19 protein-coding genes are annotated in these 17,839 nt (G+C 55.8%); 11 read left to right on the top strand and 8 right to left on the bottom strand.

Annotated elements, in window-relative coordinates; translation table 11 throughout:
- Positions 1–191: 191 nt before the first annotated feature.
- Complete coding sequence (locus AVO44_RS08315) at positions 192–554, top strand: SUF system Fe-S cluster assembly protein (RefSeq protein ID WP_068335235.1); 363 nt, start codon at positions 192–194, stop codon at positions 552–554.
- Between the two features lie 531 nt (positions 555–1,085).
- Positions 1,086–1,451 (top strand): HesB/IscA family protein, encoded by a 366-nt coding sequence (locus tag AVO44_RS08305; protein WP_068335233.1) that lies wholly within the window; start codon positions 1,086–1,088, stop codon positions 1,449–1,451.
- On the opposite strand, the gene AVO44_RS08300 is transcribed toward AVO44_RS08305, so the two are convergent.
- Entirely contained in the window at positions 1,448–2,353 is a 906-nt protein-coding gene (locus tag AVO44_RS08300) for an isopenicillin N synthase family dioxygenase (protein WP_068335231.1), read from the bottom strand. The two genes, AVO44_RS08305 and AVO44_RS08300, sit on opposite strands and share 4 nt — an antisense overlap.
- Before the next feature lie 124 nt (positions 2,354–2,477).
- Between AVO44_RS08300 and tpiA the strand changes: the two genes are divergently transcribed.
- Entirely contained in the window at positions 2,478–3,227 is a 750-nt protein-coding gene (gene tpiA, locus AVO44_RS08295) for a triose-phosphate isomerase (protein ID WP_068335229.1), read from the top strand.
- Between the two features lie 88 nt (positions 3,228–3,315).
- Here tpiA and AVO44_RS08290 read toward each other — a convergent pair whose 3' ends face one another.
- The 6 genes from AVO44_RS08290 to AVO44_RS08265 all read right to left on the bottom strand — a co-directional run bounded on the left by AVO44_RS08290 (position 3,316) and on the right by AVO44_RS08265 (position 10,356).
- Positions 3,316–3,627 carry a DMT family transporter gene (locus AVO44_RS08290; RefSeq protein ID WP_068335227.1) on the bottom strand — a complete coding sequence of 104 codons (312 nt, stop codon included), beginning with the start codon at positions 3,625–3,627 and terminating at the stop codon, positions 3,316–3,318.
- Positions 3,628–3,858: 231 nt separating this feature from the next.
- On the bottom strand, positions 3,859–5,235 hold the full coding sequence (locus AVO44_RS08285) for a TRAP transporter large permease (protein WP_068335224.1): 1,377 nt from the start codon (positions 5,233–5,235) through the stop codon (positions 3,859–3,861).
- A complete protein-coding gene (locus AVO44_RS08280; protein WP_068335222.1) occupies positions 5,235–5,912 on the bottom strand; it encodes a TRAP transporter small permease in 678 nt (225 codons plus the stop codon). Before AVO44_RS08280 ends, AVO44_RS08285 begins: the two co-directional genes overlap by 1 nt.
- Before the next feature lie 115 nt (positions 5,913–6,027).
- The gene (locus AVO44_RS08275; protein ID WP_068335220.1) at positions 6,028–7,029 is read right to left on the bottom strand and encodes a DctP family TRAP transporter solute-binding subunit; all 1,002 of its coding nucleotides are present in this window, start codon (positions 7,027–7,029) and stop codon (positions 6,028–6,030) included.
- Positions 7,030–7,396: 367 nt separating this feature from the next.
- Complete coding sequence (locus AVO44_RS08270; protein ID WP_068335218.1) at positions 7,397–8,626, bottom strand: sigma-54-dependent transcriptional regulator; 1,230 nt, start codon at positions 8,624–8,626, stop codon at positions 7,397–7,399.
- Complete coding sequence (locus AVO44_RS08265) at positions 8,623–10,356, bottom strand: sensor histidine kinase (RefSeq protein ID WP_068335216.1); 1,734 nt, start codon at positions 10,354–10,356, stop codon at positions 8,623–8,625. Before AVO44_RS08265 ends, AVO44_RS08270 begins: the two co-directional genes overlap by 4 nt.
- 47 nt (positions 10,357–10,403) lie before the next feature.
- Here AVO44_RS08265 and AVO44_RS08260 point away from each other — a divergent pair, with 47 nt between their 5' ends.
- Positions 10,404–11,576: a cytochrome P450 gene (locus AVO44_RS08260; RefSeq protein ID WP_068335214.1), complete on the top strand. Its 1,173-nt coding sequence runs from the start codon at positions 10,404–10,406 to the stop codon at positions 11,574–11,576.
- A gap of 6 nt (positions 11,577–11,582) precedes the next feature.
- Here AVO44_RS08260 and AVO44_RS08255 read toward each other — a convergent pair whose 3' ends face one another.
- On the bottom strand, positions 11,583–12,062 hold the full coding sequence (locus AVO44_RS08255; protein WP_068335341.1) for an Lrp/AsnC family transcriptional regulator: 480 nt from the start codon (positions 12,060–12,062) through the stop codon (positions 11,583–11,585).
- 141 nt (positions 12,063–12,203) lie between these two features.
- On the opposite strand from AVO44_RS08255, the gene cobA reads away from it, so the two are divergent.
- From cobA to infC, 7 genes are all read left to right on the top strand, one after another.
- Positions 12,204–12,980: a uroporphyrinogen-III C-methyltransferase gene (cobA, locus tag AVO44_RS08250; RefSeq protein WP_068335211.1), complete on the top strand. Its 777-nt coding sequence runs from the start codon at positions 12,204–12,206 to the stop codon at positions 12,978–12,980.
- Positions 12,980–13,294: a DUF2849 domain-containing protein gene (locus AVO44_RS08245; protein WP_068335207.1), complete on the top strand. Its 315-nt coding sequence runs from the start codon at positions 12,980–12,982 to the stop codon at positions 13,292–13,294. Before cobA ends, AVO44_RS08245 begins: the two co-directional genes overlap by 1 nt.
- A gap of 65 nt (positions 13,295–13,359) precedes the next feature.
- Positions 13,360–15,024, top strand: coding sequence for a nitrite/sulfite reductase (locus AVO44_RS08240; protein WP_068335205.1), 1,665 nt, complete (start codon positions 13,360–13,362; stop codon positions 15,022–15,024).
- A complete protein-coding gene (locus tag AVO44_RS08235) occupies positions 15,014–15,775 on the top strand; it encodes a phosphoadenylyl-sulfate reductase (RefSeq protein ID WP_068335202.1) in 762 nt (253 codons plus the stop codon). Before AVO44_RS08240 ends, AVO44_RS08235 begins: the two co-directional genes overlap by 11 nt.
- The gene (locus AVO44_RS08230; protein ID WP_068335200.1) at positions 15,772–16,179 is read left to right on the top strand and encodes a DUF934 domain-containing protein; all 408 of its coding nucleotides are present in this window, start codon (positions 15,772–15,774) and stop codon (positions 16,177–16,179) included. The genes AVO44_RS08235 and AVO44_RS08230 overlap by 4 nt, the downstream gene beginning before the upstream one ends.
- A gap of 108 nt (positions 16,180–16,287) precedes the next feature.
- Positions 16,288–17,121 (top strand): ferredoxin--NADP reductase, encoded by an 834-nt coding sequence (locus tag AVO44_RS08225; protein WP_068335337.1) that lies wholly within the window; start codon positions 16,288–16,290, stop codon positions 17,119–17,121.
- A gap of 90 nt (positions 17,122–17,211) precedes the next feature.
- Positions 17,212–17,829, top strand: a complete 618-nt coding sequence (infC, locus tag AVO44_RS08220; RefSeq protein WP_169794844.1) for a translation initiation factor IF-3 — start codon at positions 17,212–17,214, stop codon at positions 17,827–17,829.
- Positions 17,830–17,839 lie beyond the last annotated feature (10 nt).

Below are 17,839 nucleotides of genomic sequence, written 5' to 3'. Positions count from 1 at the left end.
CATATCAGATCGCGCCATTTTCCTGCTCCCGACTGCTTTTCAGGAAACACAATCACAAGCCTATGGGAATGAACAGAAATTAATGGGTGTAATGCCTAATCGTATCTGATGCTGTTCGATAGCGGTATTGCACCACTGGACGCTGCCAAAATCCTTTACTATATAACTCAGGAAACAGATCCGAGGCACGAATGACTCATCCGAGTGAACAATTGGAAGGCACGCCGCTGATCGCGCCGTCTAGCGTTGAGCACCCCCTGTACGACTCAGTGGTAGAAGCCTGCAGATCGGTTTTCGACCCTGAAATACCGGTGAACATTTATGATTTGGGTCTGATCTACACGATCGACATCACCTCGGAAAACGCGGTGAAAGTCATCATGACACTGACAGCGCCCGGCTGTCCGGTTGCAGGCGAAATGCCCGGCTGGATCGTAGAAGCGATTGAGCCCGTCGCGGGTGTCAAAGAGGTTGACGTTGAACTGACGTGGGAGCCGCCCTGGGGAATGGACATGATGTCTGATGAGGCGCGTCTGGAATTGGGTTTCATGTAGCTTCAGTGCGCCAATCGGTTCCAGCATCAGTTGGGATTTCGGACAAAATCCAATACTCATAAAGTTCGATTAAAATTTGAATACAGTGTATTGCGTGCCGCAATTGATCTTTATTTCAGACGCACGCCCATCCAGAGCCTTAACATAGTCGCCTGATAGCATAGACAGACGCTTTTGTTCAGTTCCAATCACCAAACCCAAAAGCGCACCCACTGGCGTGATTACGACCACATTTTCAACCTGCTGATCCTCGGTATGCTTTTTTTCACCTGCTATCACTTGCAGTCAGTGTAACAACCGTCAAAACTAGTGGCACGTTATTGTTTGTAAACGTATTTTTTGATTATGTTCATATCTGAGCACCAACCCATTTCGTAAGATTTATTGTGCATTCAGCGAAGGTCAGCACGGTAAAAAACGCAACAGCTTTCCCGGAAGCACAGCAAAAGAGAACAGAGCACCCCAGCTATGCCTTGAGCCTTCGCGGCGTCGATACTAGATTAAAGGCAACGCGCGACAACGGAGATCGAAATGTTCGGCATTCCCGGCAAACAGGCCGTAACCATTACGCCCAAGGCGGCAGAGCAGATTGCCCGGCTGATGAAGTCAGGCAACCATGCGGGCTTGCGTATTGGTGTCAAGAAAGGCGGCTGTGCTGGCATGGAATACACCATGGACTACGTTGACGAACCCGACCCCAATGACGAGGTTGTCGAGCAGGACGGAGCCAAAATCATCATTGCACCAATGGCGCAGATGTTCCTGTTCGGGACTGAAATCGACTATGAGGTCTCGCTGCTAGAATCGGGTTTCAAGTTCCGCAACCCGAATGTTGTCGACGCCTGTGGCTGTGGCGAGTCGATCAAGTTCGATGAAGGGCTCTCCTCCCAACTTTAAGACACCTGCAGATGCAGGTACGTTTCTTTGAAACGGCGTGTAAGGTGTTCGCCTGCCAAAATTCTTTCATCCGATCCGGGCGGTGCCACATTGGTGTCGTAGGACGGGTTGAAGAATAGCGGCACGGATAGCCGCTCCTCGGTCCCGCCAACCACGCGGTGCAAGGTGGCTTTGACTTGGCCACCCGTCCAGAACTCTAACATTTCACCGAAGTTTACGACGAATACCCCAGGCTCGGCTTCAACCGCTTCCCATCTGCCGTCGGGCATACGAACCTCTAACCCTGCTGTTCCATCCGTGGCCAACAAAGTGAGGCAGCCATAATCCGTATGCGCGCCGATCCCGAAATCGCGCGCTCCGGCCCAAATCGGACGTTTCGGATAGTAGTTTCCCCGCAGCAGTGCCATCGGTGGCTCGAAAGCGTTGTCAAAACTGTCAGCCTCGCGCCCCAGTGCCACGGCGATTGCCCGTAACACCCGCATGGCCACTGCGCTGGCGTCCTTGAAATAGGTCTGTATCGTCTCTTTGAACCCGGGCGGCGATTGCGGCCAAAGATTGGGAGCATAAACGCTCAGATCGCAATAAGGGCTACCCGCAGGCAGTTCAAACCCACAGTCAAACACTTCCTTAAAGTCCGGATTGGCGTCCGGATCGACCTGTTCGGACTGCGGCGCGCCCCAACCACGGTTGGACCCGGTTACCGACATATCGACCTTCTGCTTTTCCACTTCGGGCAGATGGAAAAAATCACTGTAGGCCGTAAGAACTTGGCGTACGCGATCACCATCCAATCCAGTATTCGAGACCGTCAGGAAACCTACCTCAGCCACGGCGTGCAGTAGCTTTTGTAACTCGTCAGGATCGCGCTGATCCAATTTCCTCAGATCAAGGTTGTTGATCATTTTTTCCAGCCAAACTTTCGCGCGGATACTGCCGATTTGGCACTCACAGTGCAACCACAATTGTCAGGCGTTACTGGCGGTGCTATCCGGTTCCACGACATACGAAATTCACGGAGATCGGGATATGAGGCGCAAGCTTGCGGCTGGAAACTGGAAGATGAATGGCACCTCAGCGGCGCTGAGTGAGCTGGAGGCTTTGGCCCGGAATTTCCCCTCCTCAGATATCGACATATTGATCTGCCCGCCAGCCACACTGCTGCATCGCGCTGCAGGTATTGTTCGGGAAACGAGCGTTTCAGTTGGCGGGCAGGATTGCCAAGCAGCGGTTTCGGGCGCACATACCGGAGATATCAGCGCTGACATGCTGGTCGACGCAGGGGCAAGCGCAGTCATCGTGGGCCACTCTGAGAGGCGAGAGGATCACGGTGAACAGAATGAAACTGTTCGTGCCAAGGCCAGCGCGGCTATGGGTGCCGGGATAAAGGCGATCGTCTGCGTCGGCGAAAGCCTAGAGCAACGTGAGACCTCCAAGACACTGGATGTTATCGCCGATCAAATAGCTGGCTCGGTCCCGGACCAATCAACAGGTGATAACCTAGTAGTCGCGTATGAACCAATCTGGGCAATCGGCACAGGCAAGGTTCCATCACTAAGCGACATCCAAGAAGTTCACGATTTCATTCGTACCCTGCTGGACCAACGTTTCGGCAAAGAAACCGCCCAATCTGTGCCTCTGCTTTATGGCGGATCAGTCAAACCTGACAACGCCTCGGATATTTTTGGCGTACCGAATGTGGACGGTGCGTTGGTCGGTGGGGCCAGCCTGAAAGCTTCGGACTTTTCGGTCATCGTCAAAGCTCTGGAAGTAGCCTGATTTTTTGGTCCCGACACCATGCAGGAAAACAAGACTGTTGTTTCATTGAACCCAGTCGTCGCAGTGACGGCTGGGTTTGTTTTTGTGACTATGCGAGTTTCATGGCCACCAGGCCAGATACAATCAACACGGCGGCAAGGATGCGCTGCGGCGTTACAGCCTCACCCAAAAAGATTGCCCCGACCAGGAACGCTCCGACTGCTCCGATACCGGTCCAGATAACATACGCAGTGCCAAGCGGAAGTGTGCGCATCGCCATCGCCAGCAGTCCGAACGATCCGATCATGGACACGCCCATGACTGCGGTCGGCCAAATTCGCGTGAAACCGGCAGATTGCTTCATGGCAACTGCCCAAACAATTTCCAGAAGGCCGGCAAACAACAACAAAATCCAGGACATGAGAACACCTGTTTATCTTTCGGGTCGTCCCGAATGATTGCCCGTTATGGGGAGGTCGTCCTCAGCGCTCGAGGTAAGCACTCATCGCCCGGCTTCAAGGGCGAGTCGCCAATTCTCTTCAGAAACTGTCTTGCAAAAAAGGCTACGCACTCGGTTGTTTCAAAGGCCATAGAAATAAATAAGGCCGGGCCCTTTTCAGGACCCGGCCTCGTCTTCAGCAGGTCAAGCCCGCTAATTCGTTACGATTTCCGGCCCCATGAAGGTATTGGGCAAGAAGGTCGAAATCCACGGTATGTATGTCACCATGATCAGGAAAACGAAGAGCACGGCCAGGAACGGTAACGCCGCCTTGACGACGCTCATCATCGGCATGCCCGCCACGCCCGATGTCACGAACAGGTTCAGACCAACGGGCGGTGTGATCATTCCAATCTCCATGTTCACAACCATGATGATACCCAAATGGATCGGGTCGATGCCCAACTCGATCGCAATGGGGAACACCAGCGGCGCCACGATGACCAACAGGCCCGAAGGCTCCATGAACTGACCGCCGATCAGAAGGATCACGTTCACCACGATCAGGAAGGTAATCGGCCCCAATCCGGCGGACAGCATGGCACTGGCGATATGCTGGGGCACCTGCTCATCGGTCAGCACGTGTTTCAGGATAAGCGCGTTGGCAATGACGAACAGAAGCGTGACGGTCAGTTTACCCGCCTCGAACAGCGTATGTTTCGTATCCGGGTGGAAAAAGGCCGTGATCAGTGCGTAGGGCTTTTTCATCAGGGACAGGTTGGCTGCGCCATCCTCGGTGCTGAGCGGCCCCATGTCCTTGTAGACAAAACTTGCGATGAAAAAGGCGTAAACAGCAGCCACGGCTGCGGCTTCAGTCGGGGTGAAAATCCCGCCATAGATACCACCCAGTATGATCACAATCAGGAACAGCCCCCAGCCGGCTTCTCGTGCTGAGACAAAGATCTCACTCCAGCCCTTCCAGTCACCTTTCGGCAGGTTCTTGACCTTGGCCATGACGTAAATGGTGATCATTAGCATAAGGCCCGCCATCAGGCCCGGAATGACACCAGCCAGGAACATGCGACCGACCGAGACCTCAACGGCGGCTGCGTAAACAACCATCACGATCGAGGGCGGGATCAGGATACCCAAAGTACCTGCATTACAGATCACGCCCGCCGCGAATTCCTTGGAATACCCCACCTGCCGCATCCCTGCGATCACGATGGAGCCAATGGCCACAACAGTCGCCGGAGAAGACCCGGACAGCGCCGCAAACAGCATACAAGCAAACACACCGGCAATCGCCAAACCACCCGGCAGGTGCCCCACGCAGGCAATCGAGAACCGGATGATCCGCCTTGCCACACCGCCCGTCGTCATGAACGACGAGGCTAGAATGAAGAACGGGATCGCCAACAGGGTGAAGTGCCCTTCGAAAGCTTCGAACAGCGTACCCGCGACGGATGCGAGAGAGCTGTCAGAATAGATCAGCAGGAACAGGGTTGAGCTGAGGCCCAAAGCCACCGCAATCGGAACACCGATCAGCAACAGGCCGATGACCATCGAGAAAAGAAGTATCACGTCCATCAGTCATGCTCCCCTTGCTGCGCGCGTACTTCTTCGATCTCGTCCTCGACTTCGTGGCTGGCGACCAGACGATCCGTCTCGCCACGCAATATCTGGACGGCGACCTGCGCAAACCGGATCACCAGCAGCAGCATCGACAATGGCAGGATGAAGTAGGGAACAACCTTTGGAAGTTTTTCGTAGGCTTCGCCGTAGTTGATCATGTCCTCCAGAAACCGCAGCGGTGCGACCATGGGGATGTCATCAACCTCGTAAAAGCTCTGACTACGTGCGTCGAAATTAAAGCCCGTCGGAAACCAGCGGCCCGATGTTGGCGGCAGGTCGGCAAACACCGCCCAGTAGTCATAGGCGCCCTTCAACATCAGCAGTGAGAATACGAGACAACAGCCAACCGCGATCAGCGCCAAGATACGCCTCGGCGTTGGGGCCAGCATGTTCAGGATTGCATCAACCCCCAGATGGGCGTGTTTTTTTACCGCGTAGGAAGCCCCTAACAACACCAGCCAGCCAAATGTGAACACTGTAAGCTCAAGCGCCCACAGGATATTCGAGTTGAATACGAACCGCGCGATCACATTGGCAAATGTTACAGCCGTCATAAGGCCCAACAACAACGCAATCAGGGTTTCTTCGATATGGTCGACCAGCCCGCCTTGGCCGGATTTCGCACCAGACATCCCTCTGTCCCCGCATTTTTATTGTGAGAATAATAGCGGGCGGACCATTATCTGGCCCGCCCGGCCAGCGCGTCGATAACTCCCCAGTGTGGGACGCGCGGCCTGAGCCGGGGGTTTAGAACCCGGCGTTGATCGCTTGTGCCGCGTCGATCTTATCCTGACCAACGTCGTCGGCGAACTTATCCCAGACCGGCTTCATCGCATCCACCCAAGCCTGACGCTGCTCTGGGGTCAGTTCACGAATGACGCCGCCTGCTTCGGTGATCGAGGCTTTGGCCGCTTCGTTCACTGAGAAGGACTCTTTGTTCCGCATCTCGGTCACTTCGCCAAGAATGGTGAGGAATTGTTCGCGAACCTCTGGGTCAAGGCTGTCCAGCCAGTCAACCGAGGTCACGACGAGATAGTCGATGATGCCGTGATTGGTTTCGGTGATGCCGTCCTGCACCTCGAAGAACTTCTTGCCGTAGATGTTCGACCAAGTGTTCTCCTGCCCGTCCACAACGCCCTGTTGCAGCGCGCCGTACACTTCCGAGAACGCCATCTTCTGCGGGCTGCCGCCGATGGCCTCCATCTGCGCCACCAGCACGTCCGAGGACTGAACCCGGAATTTAAGGCCATTTGCATCAGACGGATCAACCAGCGGCTTGTTGGCTGACATCTGCTTCATCCCATTGTGCCAGAAGGCCAACCCTTGCAGGCCGCGGCGTTGCATGCTGTCTTTCATGGCCTGCCCTTCGGCTGACGCCTGGAACGCGTCCACAGCGTCAATGTTCTTGAACATGAACGGCAGGTCGAAGAGGCGGAATTGCTTCGTGAACTTCTCGAATTTCGACAGCGAAGGCGCAGCCAGTTGCACATCACCCTGCAACATCGCCTCAAGCACCTTATCGTCGTTGTAGAGTGTGGAGTTCGGATAGACCTCCATACACATCACGCCGTTCATTTCGTCGTTAACACGCTGTTCCAGCAGTGAGGCCGCAATGCCTTTGGGGTGCTTGTCGGTGTTCGTCACATGCGCGAACTTTACGACAATTTCACCATCGTCACAGGCCGCGATACCTGCGGTCGCCGTTACAGTCAGAGCAACTGCTGTTGCAGCCGTTGATAGGAATTTCATCTGTCTTTTCCTCCCAGACTTCCAAATCTGTCATTCGACGCATCCTTGCGCCGCATGCCGGGAAGTGAACCGAATCAACCGTCACGGCTCAACGATTTGTTTCACCGTTGAAAGCTATTGCTTTTATCACGTAAAAATAATGCGTTATTTGCTTTTTCTCTGGTTGTTCTACAGCCTACAAAAGAGGTTGTGCGAAATTCCGCACAGGTGATGAGACACTTGTGCGGATTTTCGCACTCTTCCCGAATCATTCGCACAGAATCACTTTTTTCTTTAATACACGACCGCAGGCCGCGTTAGCGGGCTGCCAAGCCCAACACGTTTTGACGCATTATAATGCGGCAAAAAGTGGCGGGAGAGGTTCTGCTCACCTTCGATAGTCTTCGGGTCGGATCTGATACCGCGCCAATTTATCATAGAATGTCTTGCGCGGCAGTTTGAGCGCCGTGGCCGCATCCGAAGCTTTCCCATTATGACGCCCCAACGCCGCAATCAGTAAAGACCTCTCAACCCGTGCCATCTGTTCGTTCAAACCCAGATCAGCCGCTTGCGCCACCTCTTCCGGCATTCCCAACACAAACCGCATCGCGGCAGACATCAACGAACGTGCATTGCCCGGCCAGTCGCTGGCCATAAGCAACGCAAGGTGATCAGAGGTTATCTCGGGCTCCGAAATACCGGCTTGTTCAGCCGCTTGCGCAACATAGTGACGAAAAAGAACCGGTATATCCTCGGGCCTTTCAGCCAAAGACGGAATGCGAACGCGCATAACGTCCAAACGATAGAACAAGTCCGCGTGAAACCGCCCTTCGGCGGACATTGCGGACAAGTCCGCCGTTGTACCTGCCAGAAAACGCGAACCCACGCCCTGCTCGACCAACTCAAGCGCTGCATATTGCGTTGCCTCGGGCATGGCCGAGATTTCGTCCAGAAAGAGTGAGCCCCCCGCAGCATCTTCACAGATCTGCACCAGTTCCTTGGCCGTCAGCCCGGACGAGGGCCGCTTTACAAACGGTCCCAACCCCTGAGGGGACATCAGATGAATGACCTCAGCCACTTTTGAAATCCCACTCCCCGCAGGGCCAGTGACCAAAACTTCGGCTCCGGTGGGGGCAACGGTGCGGACACGGTCCCGCAACGCCTCTGCCTGCGGCGACAGGCCGAACAACATGCGCGCGGCGGGGTCTCCGCGTTCAAGCTCATGTTTCAGGGCGCGTTGCTCAAGAACCTGCGCCCGCGCCGAGAAGGCCTTGCCCAGAACATCAAGCAGGTCAGCCGCAGCGCATGGTTTCTCAAGGAAATCAAACGCCCCCTGCCCCATGGCGCGCACGGCCATTGGGATATCGCCCTCGCCAGTCAGCAAGATAACCGGAAGTTCAGGGTCCACCTCATTTGCATAAGTCAAAAGGTGAAATCCATCCCGTCCGGGCATGCGAATATCCGATACGATGACACCGGGGAAATCCGCACGAATGTGATCCTTGGCCGCCACGAAAGACCCAGCCGTCACCGGAGCGTAGTCGGCCAGTTCCAGCGTCTGCGCCAAAGCCTCGCGCACAGCAGCGTCGTCATCGACCAAAAGAACCTTGCGCGTCATGCCGCTTCATCTTCCTGATAGCTCTCAAGCTCCACGGTGAACTCGGCCCCCTTCAGGGTGTTGGCACCGCGGATCTTGCCACCAAAACTTTGCACCAGTCCATAAGAGATCGATAGGCCAAGCCCCATCCCCTCGGACGATCCAACGGCCTTGGTGGTGTAAAACGGCTCAAACAGCTTTTGCGTATTTTCAATACCCGGACCGATATCGCGTACAGTGACAGCCAGTTTTCTACCGTTGACTATCGCGATACTGATAAGACGTTCGTCCTGCTGGCTCATCGCGTCTGCGGCATTGTTGATCAGGTTTACAAAAACCTGCACAAGGCGCACCTCTCCGCCCCAGGCAAACACAGGGTTGTTCGGGGGCTGCCAGTCCATTTTTACGCCTTCGGACTTTAACCGCGCCTCTGTCAGTTCGACCGCCGTATCAATGACCTGCACCAAGTCGACCTTGCCCATAGGTTCGCTTTCATTGCGCGCGAAAGCACGCAGGTTTTTAATAATCCTGGCCATCCGGGCTGCCATATCGGAAATTCTCCTAAGGTTTTCCGAAGCCTTTTCATCCCGGCCACGCGCCAGAAACGCGGCACCGTTGTCAGCAAATTGCCGGATCGCCATCAACGGTTGATTCAGTTCATGACTGATCCCTGCAGACATCTGACCCAAGGCGCTCAATTTACCTGCCTGGATGAGTTCCTCTTGCGCGTGTTTCAGAGCTGCCTCAGCTTCTTGCCGCTCATGAACCTCACGGCGCAATGCGGTGTTTGCGGCGGTCAAGGCGCGGGTGCGTTTAGTAACCCTGCTCTCTAAAACAGCATTCGCTTCGGCCAGTGTCCGCCGCCTCTCGGTCGCCAAAAACAACAGCGCACCAAAAGCCAGACAGATCGCGGCAACAGTGGCGGCTTGCAGGCCCGCCAGCCGACGTGCCGGCGCGACATCCACAAGCACCTCGGCCGTCATGTCGATGACGGGTAGCTCCAGCATCAGGTGCAGCGCGCGTTTGGGTAAGTACCGGCCCCAGTTCAGCTTCCACAACTCGTGCGGCCCCACCCAGGTCGAGGCGAAGTCGACATCGGCACCCTCTGTTGGCACAAGACCTTGTTGGCTTTCGACCCGCCGCCAGAACAAAAGGTCTGACCGGTTTGAGATGAAAACAACCCCTTCGCCATCAATAAAGAACACCGCCTCGGTACTGCCCCGCCAGGTCTGTTCGACGTCCTGCACATCGGCAATCACCATTACCGCGCCAATCACACGCCCCGCCGCATCAAAGGTCGGTGCCGCGTAAGAGTAAATCCTGTCACCGCTGATCGGTACCACACCATGAGCGCTGCCTAATGCCCCCTGCATGGCGCGCCGAAAAGCCAGGTCGTCCGCCATATTTCGCGAAACCAATGGTTGCGCAGCCGCGAGGACCTGCCCTTTAGGGTCCAGGTAGATCATGTTGACCGCAGCCGTCTTGTCGGCGACATCCAACAAGACCGCCTGCGCCCGCCTTCGTTGTTGCGGTGTTGCAAGCTGTTGCAAGACCGGATGGCTTGCCATCAACACTGCCAGTTCCTGATAAACCTGCATTTGTGTCGTCAACCGGTCCGCGGCCAGTTCAAGGTCTGCCTCGGCCTTTTCGCTTAGCTGAGACAAGGCCTGTCGATACCCATAAGACCAAACACCGGCGGACAACAGTCCGACAGCAACCAGAAAACCCAGGATCACCAAAACCCTCTGCATACCCTAGGGTCTTGCATTCGACGCGCCGCATGGCAAGTCTGCCTTTTATGAAGACAGTGCTTCAATCCCCGGTCGATCCGGATTTCGTCCAAGATCCCTATCCATTTTACCATTCGGCTCGCGCGCACGGGGATCTCGTGTATTGGGAGGACTATCGGAAAGTTGCCGCTGTTTCCCACAAAGCCGTACAGGCCCTGCTTAAGGATCGCCGCTTTGGTCGAGAGGTCCCTGTTGAATTTCAGCGACCCGCAGCCGCGCACCTTGCCCCTTGGCTGAACGTCGAGGCACATTCTCTGCTCGAAGCCGAGCCGCCCCGCCACACCCGTCTACGCGCGCTGGTTATGCGCGCGTTCACATCACGCGGAATTGCAGCGTTAGAGCCGTCTGTTCTCGACCTATGCAATACACTGATTGATCGCTTTCCAAGCACCCCTTTTGATCTGCTGGACGCATATTGCACGCAAATCCCCGTGATCACGATTTGCCGGCTGTTGGGGGTTCCGGAACAGCAATCACCCGACCTGCTCAGGTGGTCTCATGCGATGGTGGCGATGTATCAGGCCAGCCGCACGCGCCAGACCGAGGACGAAGCTGCCAATGCCGCGCGGGAATTCACAGCCTTTCTGAGCGACTACATCGAGAAACGCCGCTCTGACCCACAGGACGACTTGATTACCCGCCTGATCGAAGCTGAAGAAAAAGGTGAAAAGCTATCGCGGGATGAATTGGTGGCCACCTGCATCCTGCTTTTGAATGCAGGGCATGAGGCGACAGTACACTCCTTAGGTAACGGTGTAAAAACGCTCCTGCAGCTAGGACTTGATCCCCGCACCTACGACATTGATGAGTTGGTCGAGGAAATCCTGCGTTATGACCCCCCGTTGCATATGTTCACCCGCTACGCATATGAAGACGTCGAAATCTATGGTCACAGGTTCAAACGCGGTGATGAGGTCGCCTTGTTGCTTGGGGCCGCCAACCGTGATCCGTCAGTTTGGAATGAACCGGATGTGTTTGAACCAACGCGCCCGGTCGTCACCAATACCAGCTTTGGAGGCGGCTTGCATTTCTGCGTCGGTGCCCCTTTGGCACGGCTAGAGATGCGCCTAGCTTTGAAAATTCTTTTCCAGCGGTGTCCGAGCATCCGCCTGAGTGCTGAGCCGAACTATTCTAACACCTATCACTTTCGCGGGCTAACGCGCCTGACGGTTAAGGCGTGACAGATTTCAGTTATCGCTGAGCGCATTGAGCGGCAGCATGGTGGTGGATTTGATCTCTTCCATCGACAACAGGGCCGTTACGTTATGAACCCGCACCTCAGAAATCAGAGTTTGGTAAAACTCGTCATAGGCCCTCGCATTCTTGACCCGCACTTTGAGGATGTAATCAATGTCCCCCGCCAGCCGGTGTGCCTCTTGCACCTCGGGTCTGTCTTGCAAGGCCTTGAGAAACTTGCGCTGCCATTCCGCCTCATGCTCTGACGTCCGGATCAGAACGAAGAATGTGGCTTCGAATCCCAGTGCCTCGGCATCCAGCAGAACCGTGTGCTGACCAATCACCCCAGCCCCTTTGAGCTTGCGAATTCGATTCCAGACCGGGGTCTTGGAACTGCCAACTCGGGCTGCTATCTCGTCCAGCGATTGGCTGGCGTCGCGTTGAAGCTCGACCAGAATTTTCCGGTCTGTGTCATCAATCCGCACCGACATTCCAAATTTCCCTTCGTTTCGAAACCTGCGTCCCTCAGACACGATATGATAGAACATTTGTTCTTATTTATGCGCTCATATGGCGCTTGGGTGGGAATATTTCCTATATTGCGGGTTAAGTCAAACAACGTGGAACGAAACATGCAGGTCACGCAATCACATGATGTCACAGGGCACGTCGACTTTGTCGGCGCAGGACCGGGTGATCCGGAATTGCTGACACTCAAAGCTATAAAAGCGTTTGAAAGCGCCGATATCGTTCTGCATGATCGTCTGATCAGTGCCGAGATCCTGCAATTGGCTGGAAAAACGGCTGTTCTGGTTGATGTTGGCAAGGCAGGATTTGGACCGTCCTGGAAACAGGCAGACATCGACGCCCTGCTGGTTGATTACGCCACAAAAGGTCAGCGCGTCGTGCGCTTGAAATCAGGCGATCCGACTGTGTTCGGACGCTTGGACGAAGAGATCGAAGCGGTTGAGGCCGCTGGCGTCCCCTGGCAGATCGTTCCCGGTATCACCGCGGCCTCTGCCGCTGTTGCCAGTATTGGTCAAAGCCTGACGCAGCGCGGCCGAAATTCTTCGGTGCGTTTTCTGACCGGTCACGACATGAAAGGTTTCGCCGATCACGATTGGAACGCCTTGGCACGTCCCGGCGCGGTTGCAGCGATTTACATGGGCAAGAAATCCGCGCGGTTCATCCAGGGTCGTCTTATCATGCACGGTGCGGATCGCGCCACGCCCATAACCCTGGTTGAAAACGCCTCTCGCCCTGATCAACGCATCCTGGCCACTGATCTGGACAGGTTGCCCAATGACCTGAGCGCCGCCGAGATGGATGGCCCCACCCTAACGTTTTTTGGCCTTGCACCGCGCCACGCGGTCCAGGCCCTGACTGAATTCAAGAAGGAGCACGCCTGATGCCCCGCACATTTACCCCCAAGGTGGTCACCGCCAACGATCTGATGGAAGGTGACGTAATTTACCTGACAAGTGAAGACCGCTGGACACGCGACCTTTCTGAGGCCGAACTGATCACGGATGAGGCCCATGCGCAGGTTCGTCTTTTGGATGCGCAGCGCCAGACCGACATCATTGTTGGTGCCTACCTCGCTGACGCGGTAGCCGGCGAAAACGGTCCCGAACCCACTCATTTCCGCGAGGACTTCCGCCGCACTGGCCCGTCCAACTATGCCCACGGCAAGCAGGAAAAAGCAACGCAGCCCCGGGCCTGACCTACGGCCCCATTCTCCTCTTCAAGGCCCCAAGGTTACGGGGCTGCAACTAAGGACAGCTAGACATGTATCGCTACTCCGAGTTCGACACAGCCTTTCTGGAAGAGCGCAACAAACAGTTCCGCGCACAGGTCGAGCGCCGCATTGACGGCTCGCTCACGGAAGATGAATTCAAGCCCCTGCGCCTGATGAACGGCCTGTATCTGCAACTGCACGCTTACATGCTGCGGGTCGCAATCCCCTATGGTACGCTATCCAGCGCGCAGATGCGTCAACTGGCCCTGCTGGCCGAGAAGTGGGACAAGGGCTATGGCCATTTCACCACCCGTCAGAACATCCAGTACAACTGGCCAAAGCTGAAAGACGTGCCGGATATGCTGGACGCACTGGCCGAGGTTGGCATGCACGCCATCCAGACGTCGGGCAACACGATCCGCAACGTGACCGCGGACCACTTTGCCGGTGCCGCTGCGGATGAAGTCGCAGACCCCCGCCCCTATGCCGAATTGCTGCGTCAGTGGTCGACCGATCACCCGGAATTCCAGTTCATGCCGCGTAAGTTCAAGATCGCCATCACCGGCTCGGAAAATGATCGCGCCGTGATCAAGGCCCATGACATCGGTCTGCAACTGATCGAACGCGACGGCGTTCTGGGTGCCCGCGTTATCGTCGGTGGCGGTCTGGGTCGTACACCCATGATCGGCAAAGAGCTGTCCGAGTTTGTCGCCTTTGACGACCTGCTAGCCTACCTGGAAGCCACCGTTTCTGTTTGGAACCAGATTGGTCGCCGTGACAACAAATACAAGGCGCGGATCAAGATCACCGTCCACGAAAATGGCATCGACACCATCCGCGCCAAGGTGAATGAGCGTTTCCTTCAGGTGCGTCCGCAGTTCAAAGGTGCCGACATGGCCCTGCTGGAAGAGATCAAGAGCCACTTCGCCCCGCCTGTCTTCCGCGAAGGTTCGGTTGCGTCGTTCGAAAGCGCTTACACCACCGATCCGGTGTTCCGCTCGTGGATCGACACCAATATCGCGCCGCACAAAAATGCCGACCACGCGATCGTCACAATCTCAATCAAAAAGCACGGCGCGACGCCGGGTGATGCGACGGCTGAGCAGATGCGCGTGATGGCAGACTTGGCCGAAGAATTCGCCTATGACGAATTGCGCATCAGCCATGAGCAGAACGTGATCCTGCCGCATGTCCACAAATCGGACCTGCCTGCGATCCACGCGAAGCTTAAAGAGTACGAGTTGGCCACCGCCAATATCGGTCTGATCAGCGACATCATCGCCTGCCCCGGCATGGATTACTGCGCACTGGCCACGGCGCGTTCAATTCCGGTTGCACAACAGATCGCAACCCGTTTTGACGAGTTGAAGCTGGAACACGATATCGGTCATCTGAAGATCAAGATCTCGGGCTGCATTAACGCATGTGGTCACCACCACGTGGGTCATATCGGAATTCTTGGTCTGGATCGCGCTGGAGTCGAGAACTATCAGATCACGCTGGGCGGTGACGGCACCGAGACGGCTGCTATTGGCGACCGCACAGGTCCCGGATTTGCGTACGACGAAATCGTCCCAGCTGTTGAGCGCATTGTCGACGCCTATCTGGAACAACGCGAAAGCAGTGAGGAGACATTCCTGCAAACCTATCGCCGTGTAGGAATGGCGCCGTTCAAAGCGGCCCTCTACCCCGAGGCGCAGGCCAATGCCGCTTGACCTGATTCAAACGGAACTGGGCAAAGACCGAAGCGAACTGACCGAAAAGGTCGAGGCGCTGAACGCTCAGTTCCGTCACCACAGCGCCCATGACGTGATGCATGGTGCCTTGGACGAGATCGAGCAATTGGCGCTGGTCTCAAGCTTTGGCGCTGAGTCGGTCGTTTTGCTGCACATGGCTGCGGTGGTCGACAAGATGACGCCGGTTTTGTTCGTGGACACCCAGATGCTGTTCACCGAAACGCTCGAATATCAGCAAGAGGTCAGCGAACGTCTGGGTCTGAAAAACGTTCATATCATCCGTGCCGAGGATGAGGACATTCAGCGCGATGACCCTTATGGTGCCTTGCGGCTTCGGGACACGGATGCGTGCTGCAATCTGCGTAAAACGTTCCCGTTGCAGCGGGCATTGGCGGGATACGACGGCTGGATCACCGGTCGCAAACGGTTTCAGGCTGGCACACGTGCCGCCCTGGAATTCTTTGAGGTCGAGGACGGCACCGGCCGGATCAAGGTTAATCCGCTGGCGCATTGGGCCCCCGAGGACGTGCGCGCCTATATGGATGAAAACAACCTGCCCAGGCACCCGCTGGTGGCCAAAGGATACCCGTCGATCGGCTGTGCGCCCTGCACCTCGCCGGTCAAAGAAGGCGAAGACCCCCGCGCCGGACGCTGGCGCGACCAGAACAAGGAAGAGTGCGGCATCCATTTTGTCGATGGCAAGATGGTGCGCGCCGGAGAGAGAACATGAATGTAATCGTATCGGATGACGGGTTTGCACCCGATGACTGGACCGATGGCTTTGTAACACTGGATGACGCCGCAAATGATCTAGTGGCGTTGGATGTGACCTCGGATACCGACCCAGATGAACTGGTTGATCGTTTAGGTAATGCGAAAATGGTCCGCGTGGATTTTCCGTCATCGGCAGATGGGCGCGGTTTTACCATCGCCCGTATCCTGCGCCTTAAAGGTTATACTGGCCGCCTGCGCGCCAAAGGCCACATTCTGGCCGATCAGTACGCAATGGCCCGTCGTAGTGGTTTCGACGAGGTTGAAATCGACAGTGAACTGGCCACACGTCAGCCAGAAGAACAATGGCTGGCGCGTGCCAATTGGAAAGACCACAGCTACCAGGCTCGCCTGCGCGGCTAAGGCCGCGCCTGCCAGCTTACAAGGCAACTTGGGGGCATATGCCCCCTTTTCCTGACTTGGATCAAAGTTTAAACGGAGATGTCGGTTTACCCAACTGGCAGTGAAACGATGACAGAGATGAAGCCCGTGACCGAAGCAACCGCCGTAAAGGCCCCCGTCCTGCCGGACGCTCAGACCGTTACCGACGTGAAACACTGGACTGAAAGCCTGTTCTCGTTCCGTGTAACGCGCCCAGCAAGCCTTCGGTTTCGCTCGGGTGAGTTCGTTATGATCGGTCTGCTTGGCGACAACGGTAAACCGCTGCTGCGCGCTTATTCGATCGCGTCCCCGTCCTGGGATGAAGAATTGGAGTTCTATTCGATCAAGGTGCAGGACGGTCCGTTGACGTCGAAACTGCAACACATAAAACCGGGTGACCAGATTATCCTGCGCCCCAAGCCCGTGGGAACATTGGTACATGACGCCCTGCTGCCCGGCAAACGGCTGTGGTTCTTTGCAACCGGCACCGGCTTCGCGCCTTTCGCTTCGTTGTTGCGTGAACCTCAAACCTATGAGGATTACGACGAGGTCATCATTACCCATACCTGCCGGGAAGTGGCCGAGCTGGAATATGGCAAGCAACTGATCGAAAACATCCGTCAGGACGAGTTGCTGACCGAGTTGATCGGTGAAGGCTTTGCCGACAAGATCCGCTACTACCCGACGACCACGCGGGAACAAAGCCCCAAGATGGGTCGCATCACCAATCTGTTGAAAGACGGGACAGTGTTCGCTGATCTGGGTATCGAAGGCGGCATCAAGCCCGAAACCGACCGGGCAATGGTCTGTGGTTCATTGGCCTTCAATCTGGACATCAAGGAAATCCTAGAAGAGTTCGGCCTGCGTGAGGGTGCAAACTCTGAGCCCAAGGAATTCGTGATCGAAAAGGCCTTTGTTGGCTGATCCGTTCGCGCGGGCCATTAAATTGATCGTAGCCCGCGCATAAACCCGCTGCAAAACAACAGATTTCCCCTGTTTAGACGCGGATGGCGCTTGAATCGGGACGCGGGGCGGTCTAAATTTCGGGCTCGAAAATTCTGCAATCATCAAAGGAATGAACCCATAGCTCGCAGACCCCACAACGCGCCGCCGCAGAGAGAAACCGGACCGCGCGTCAATGAAAAAATCCGTGCCCCCGAAATTCGCCTGATAGGCGCTGATGGTGAAAATGTCGGGGTGGTTCATCCCGCCAAAGCCATGCAACTTGCCGCAGATGCGGGGCTTGACCTGGTTGAGATTTCGCCAAATGCGAACCCTCCGGTCTGTAAGATCATGGATTTCGGCAAGTTCAAGTATGAACAGCAAAAGCGTGAAAGCGAAGCACGCAAAAAGCAAAAAGTCATCGAGGTGAAAGAGGTCAAATTTCGACCCAACACCGACACGCATGACTATGACGTCAAGATGAAGAACGTCTTCAAGTTCCTGGAAAAGGGCGACAAGGTCAAAGTCACCTTGCGTTTCCGTGGCCGTGAGATGGCGCACCAGAACCTGGGTCGTGAGCTGCTGGAACGCGTGGCCGAAGACATCAAGGATCTGGGCAAGGTTGAAAACATGCCCAAGATGGAAGGCCGGCAGATGATCATGATGATTGGGCCGCTGCCTCAGAAGTAACGTTCTGACT

Origin of the sequence: Ruegeria profundi (assembly GCF_001507545.1) — a bacterium.
GTDB lineage: Bacteria > Pseudomonadota > Alphaproteobacteria > Rhodobacterales > Rhodobacteraceae > Ruegeria > Ruegeria profundi.
The sequence above is the reverse complement of the archived record's forward strand: the minus strand, read 5'-3'. Positions and strand labels throughout refer to the sequence as shown.

Excerpts from the sequence above, each read along its gene's own strand:
- AVO44_RS08245 (WP_068335207.1), top strand. The coding sequence starts at position 12,980 with ATGCCCCGCACATTTACCCCCAAGGTGGTCACCGCCAACGATCTGATG.
- AVO44_RS08225 (WP_068335337.1), top strand. The coding sequence starts at position 16,288 with ATGACAGAGATGAAGCCCGTGACCGAAGCAACCGCCGTAAAGGCCCCC.
- AVO44_RS08285 (WP_068335224.1), bottom strand. The coding sequence starts at position 5,235 with ATGGACGTGATACTTCTTTTCTCGATGGTCATCGGCCTGTTGCTGATC.
- AVO44_RS08290 (WP_068335227.1), bottom strand. The coding sequence starts at position 3,627 with ATGTCCTGGATTTTGTTGTTGTTTGCCGGCCTTCTGGAAATTGTTTGG.
- AVO44_RS08315 (WP_068335235.1), top strand. The coding sequence starts at position 192 with ATGACTCATCCGAGTGAACAATTGGAAGGCACGCCGCTGATCGCGCCG.
- AVO44_RS08300 (WP_068335231.1), bottom strand. The coding sequence starts at position 2,353 with ATGATCAACAACCTTGATCTGAGGAAATTGGATCAGCGCGATCCTGAC.
- AVO44_RS08240 (WP_068335205.1), top strand. The coding sequence starts at position 13,360 with ATGTATCGCTACTCCGAGTTCGACACAGCCTTTCTGGAAGAGCGCAAC.
- AVO44_RS08255 (WP_068335341.1), bottom strand. The coding sequence starts at position 12,062 with ATGTCGGTGCGGATTGATGACACAGACCGGAAAATTCTGGTCGAGCTT.
- tpiA (WP_068335229.1), top strand. The coding sequence starts at position 2,478 with ATGAGGCGCAAGCTTGCGGCTGGAAACTGGAAGATGAATGGCACCTCA.
- AVO44_RS08305 (WP_068335233.1), top strand. The coding sequence starts at position 1,086 with ATGTTCGGCATTCCCGGCAAACAGGCCGTAACCATTACGCCCAAGGCG.
- AVO44_RS08230 (WP_068335200.1), top strand. The coding sequence starts at position 15,772 with ATGAATGTAATCGTATCGGATGACGGGTTTGCACCCGATGACTGGACC.
- cobA (WP_068335211.1), top strand. The coding sequence starts at position 12,204 with ATGCAGGTCACGCAATCACATGATGTCACAGGGCACGTCGACTTTGTC.
- AVO44_RS08275 (WP_068335220.1), bottom strand. The coding sequence starts at position 7,029 with ATGAAATTCCTATCAACGGCTGCAACAGCAGTTGCTCTGACTGTAACG.
- AVO44_RS08260 (WP_068335214.1), top strand. The coding sequence starts at position 10,404 with ATGAAGACAGTGCTTCAATCCCCGGTCGATCCGGATTTCGTCCAAGAT.
- AVO44_RS08280 (WP_068335222.1), bottom strand. The coding sequence starts at position 5,912 with ATGTCTGGTGCGAAATCCGGCCAAGGCGGGCTGGTCGACCATATCGAA.
- AVO44_RS08235 (WP_068335202.1), top strand. The coding sequence starts at position 15,014 with ATGCCGCTTGACCTGATTCAAACGGAACTGGGCAAAGACCGAAGCGAA.
- AVO44_RS08270 (WP_068335218.1), bottom strand. The coding sequence starts at position 8,626 with ATGACGCGCAAGGTTCTTTTGGTCGATGACGACGCTGCTGTGCGCGAG.
- AVO44_RS08265 (WP_068335216.1), bottom strand. The coding sequence starts at position 10,356 with ATGCAGAGGGTTTTGGTGATCCTGGGTTTTCTGGTTGCTGTCGGACTG.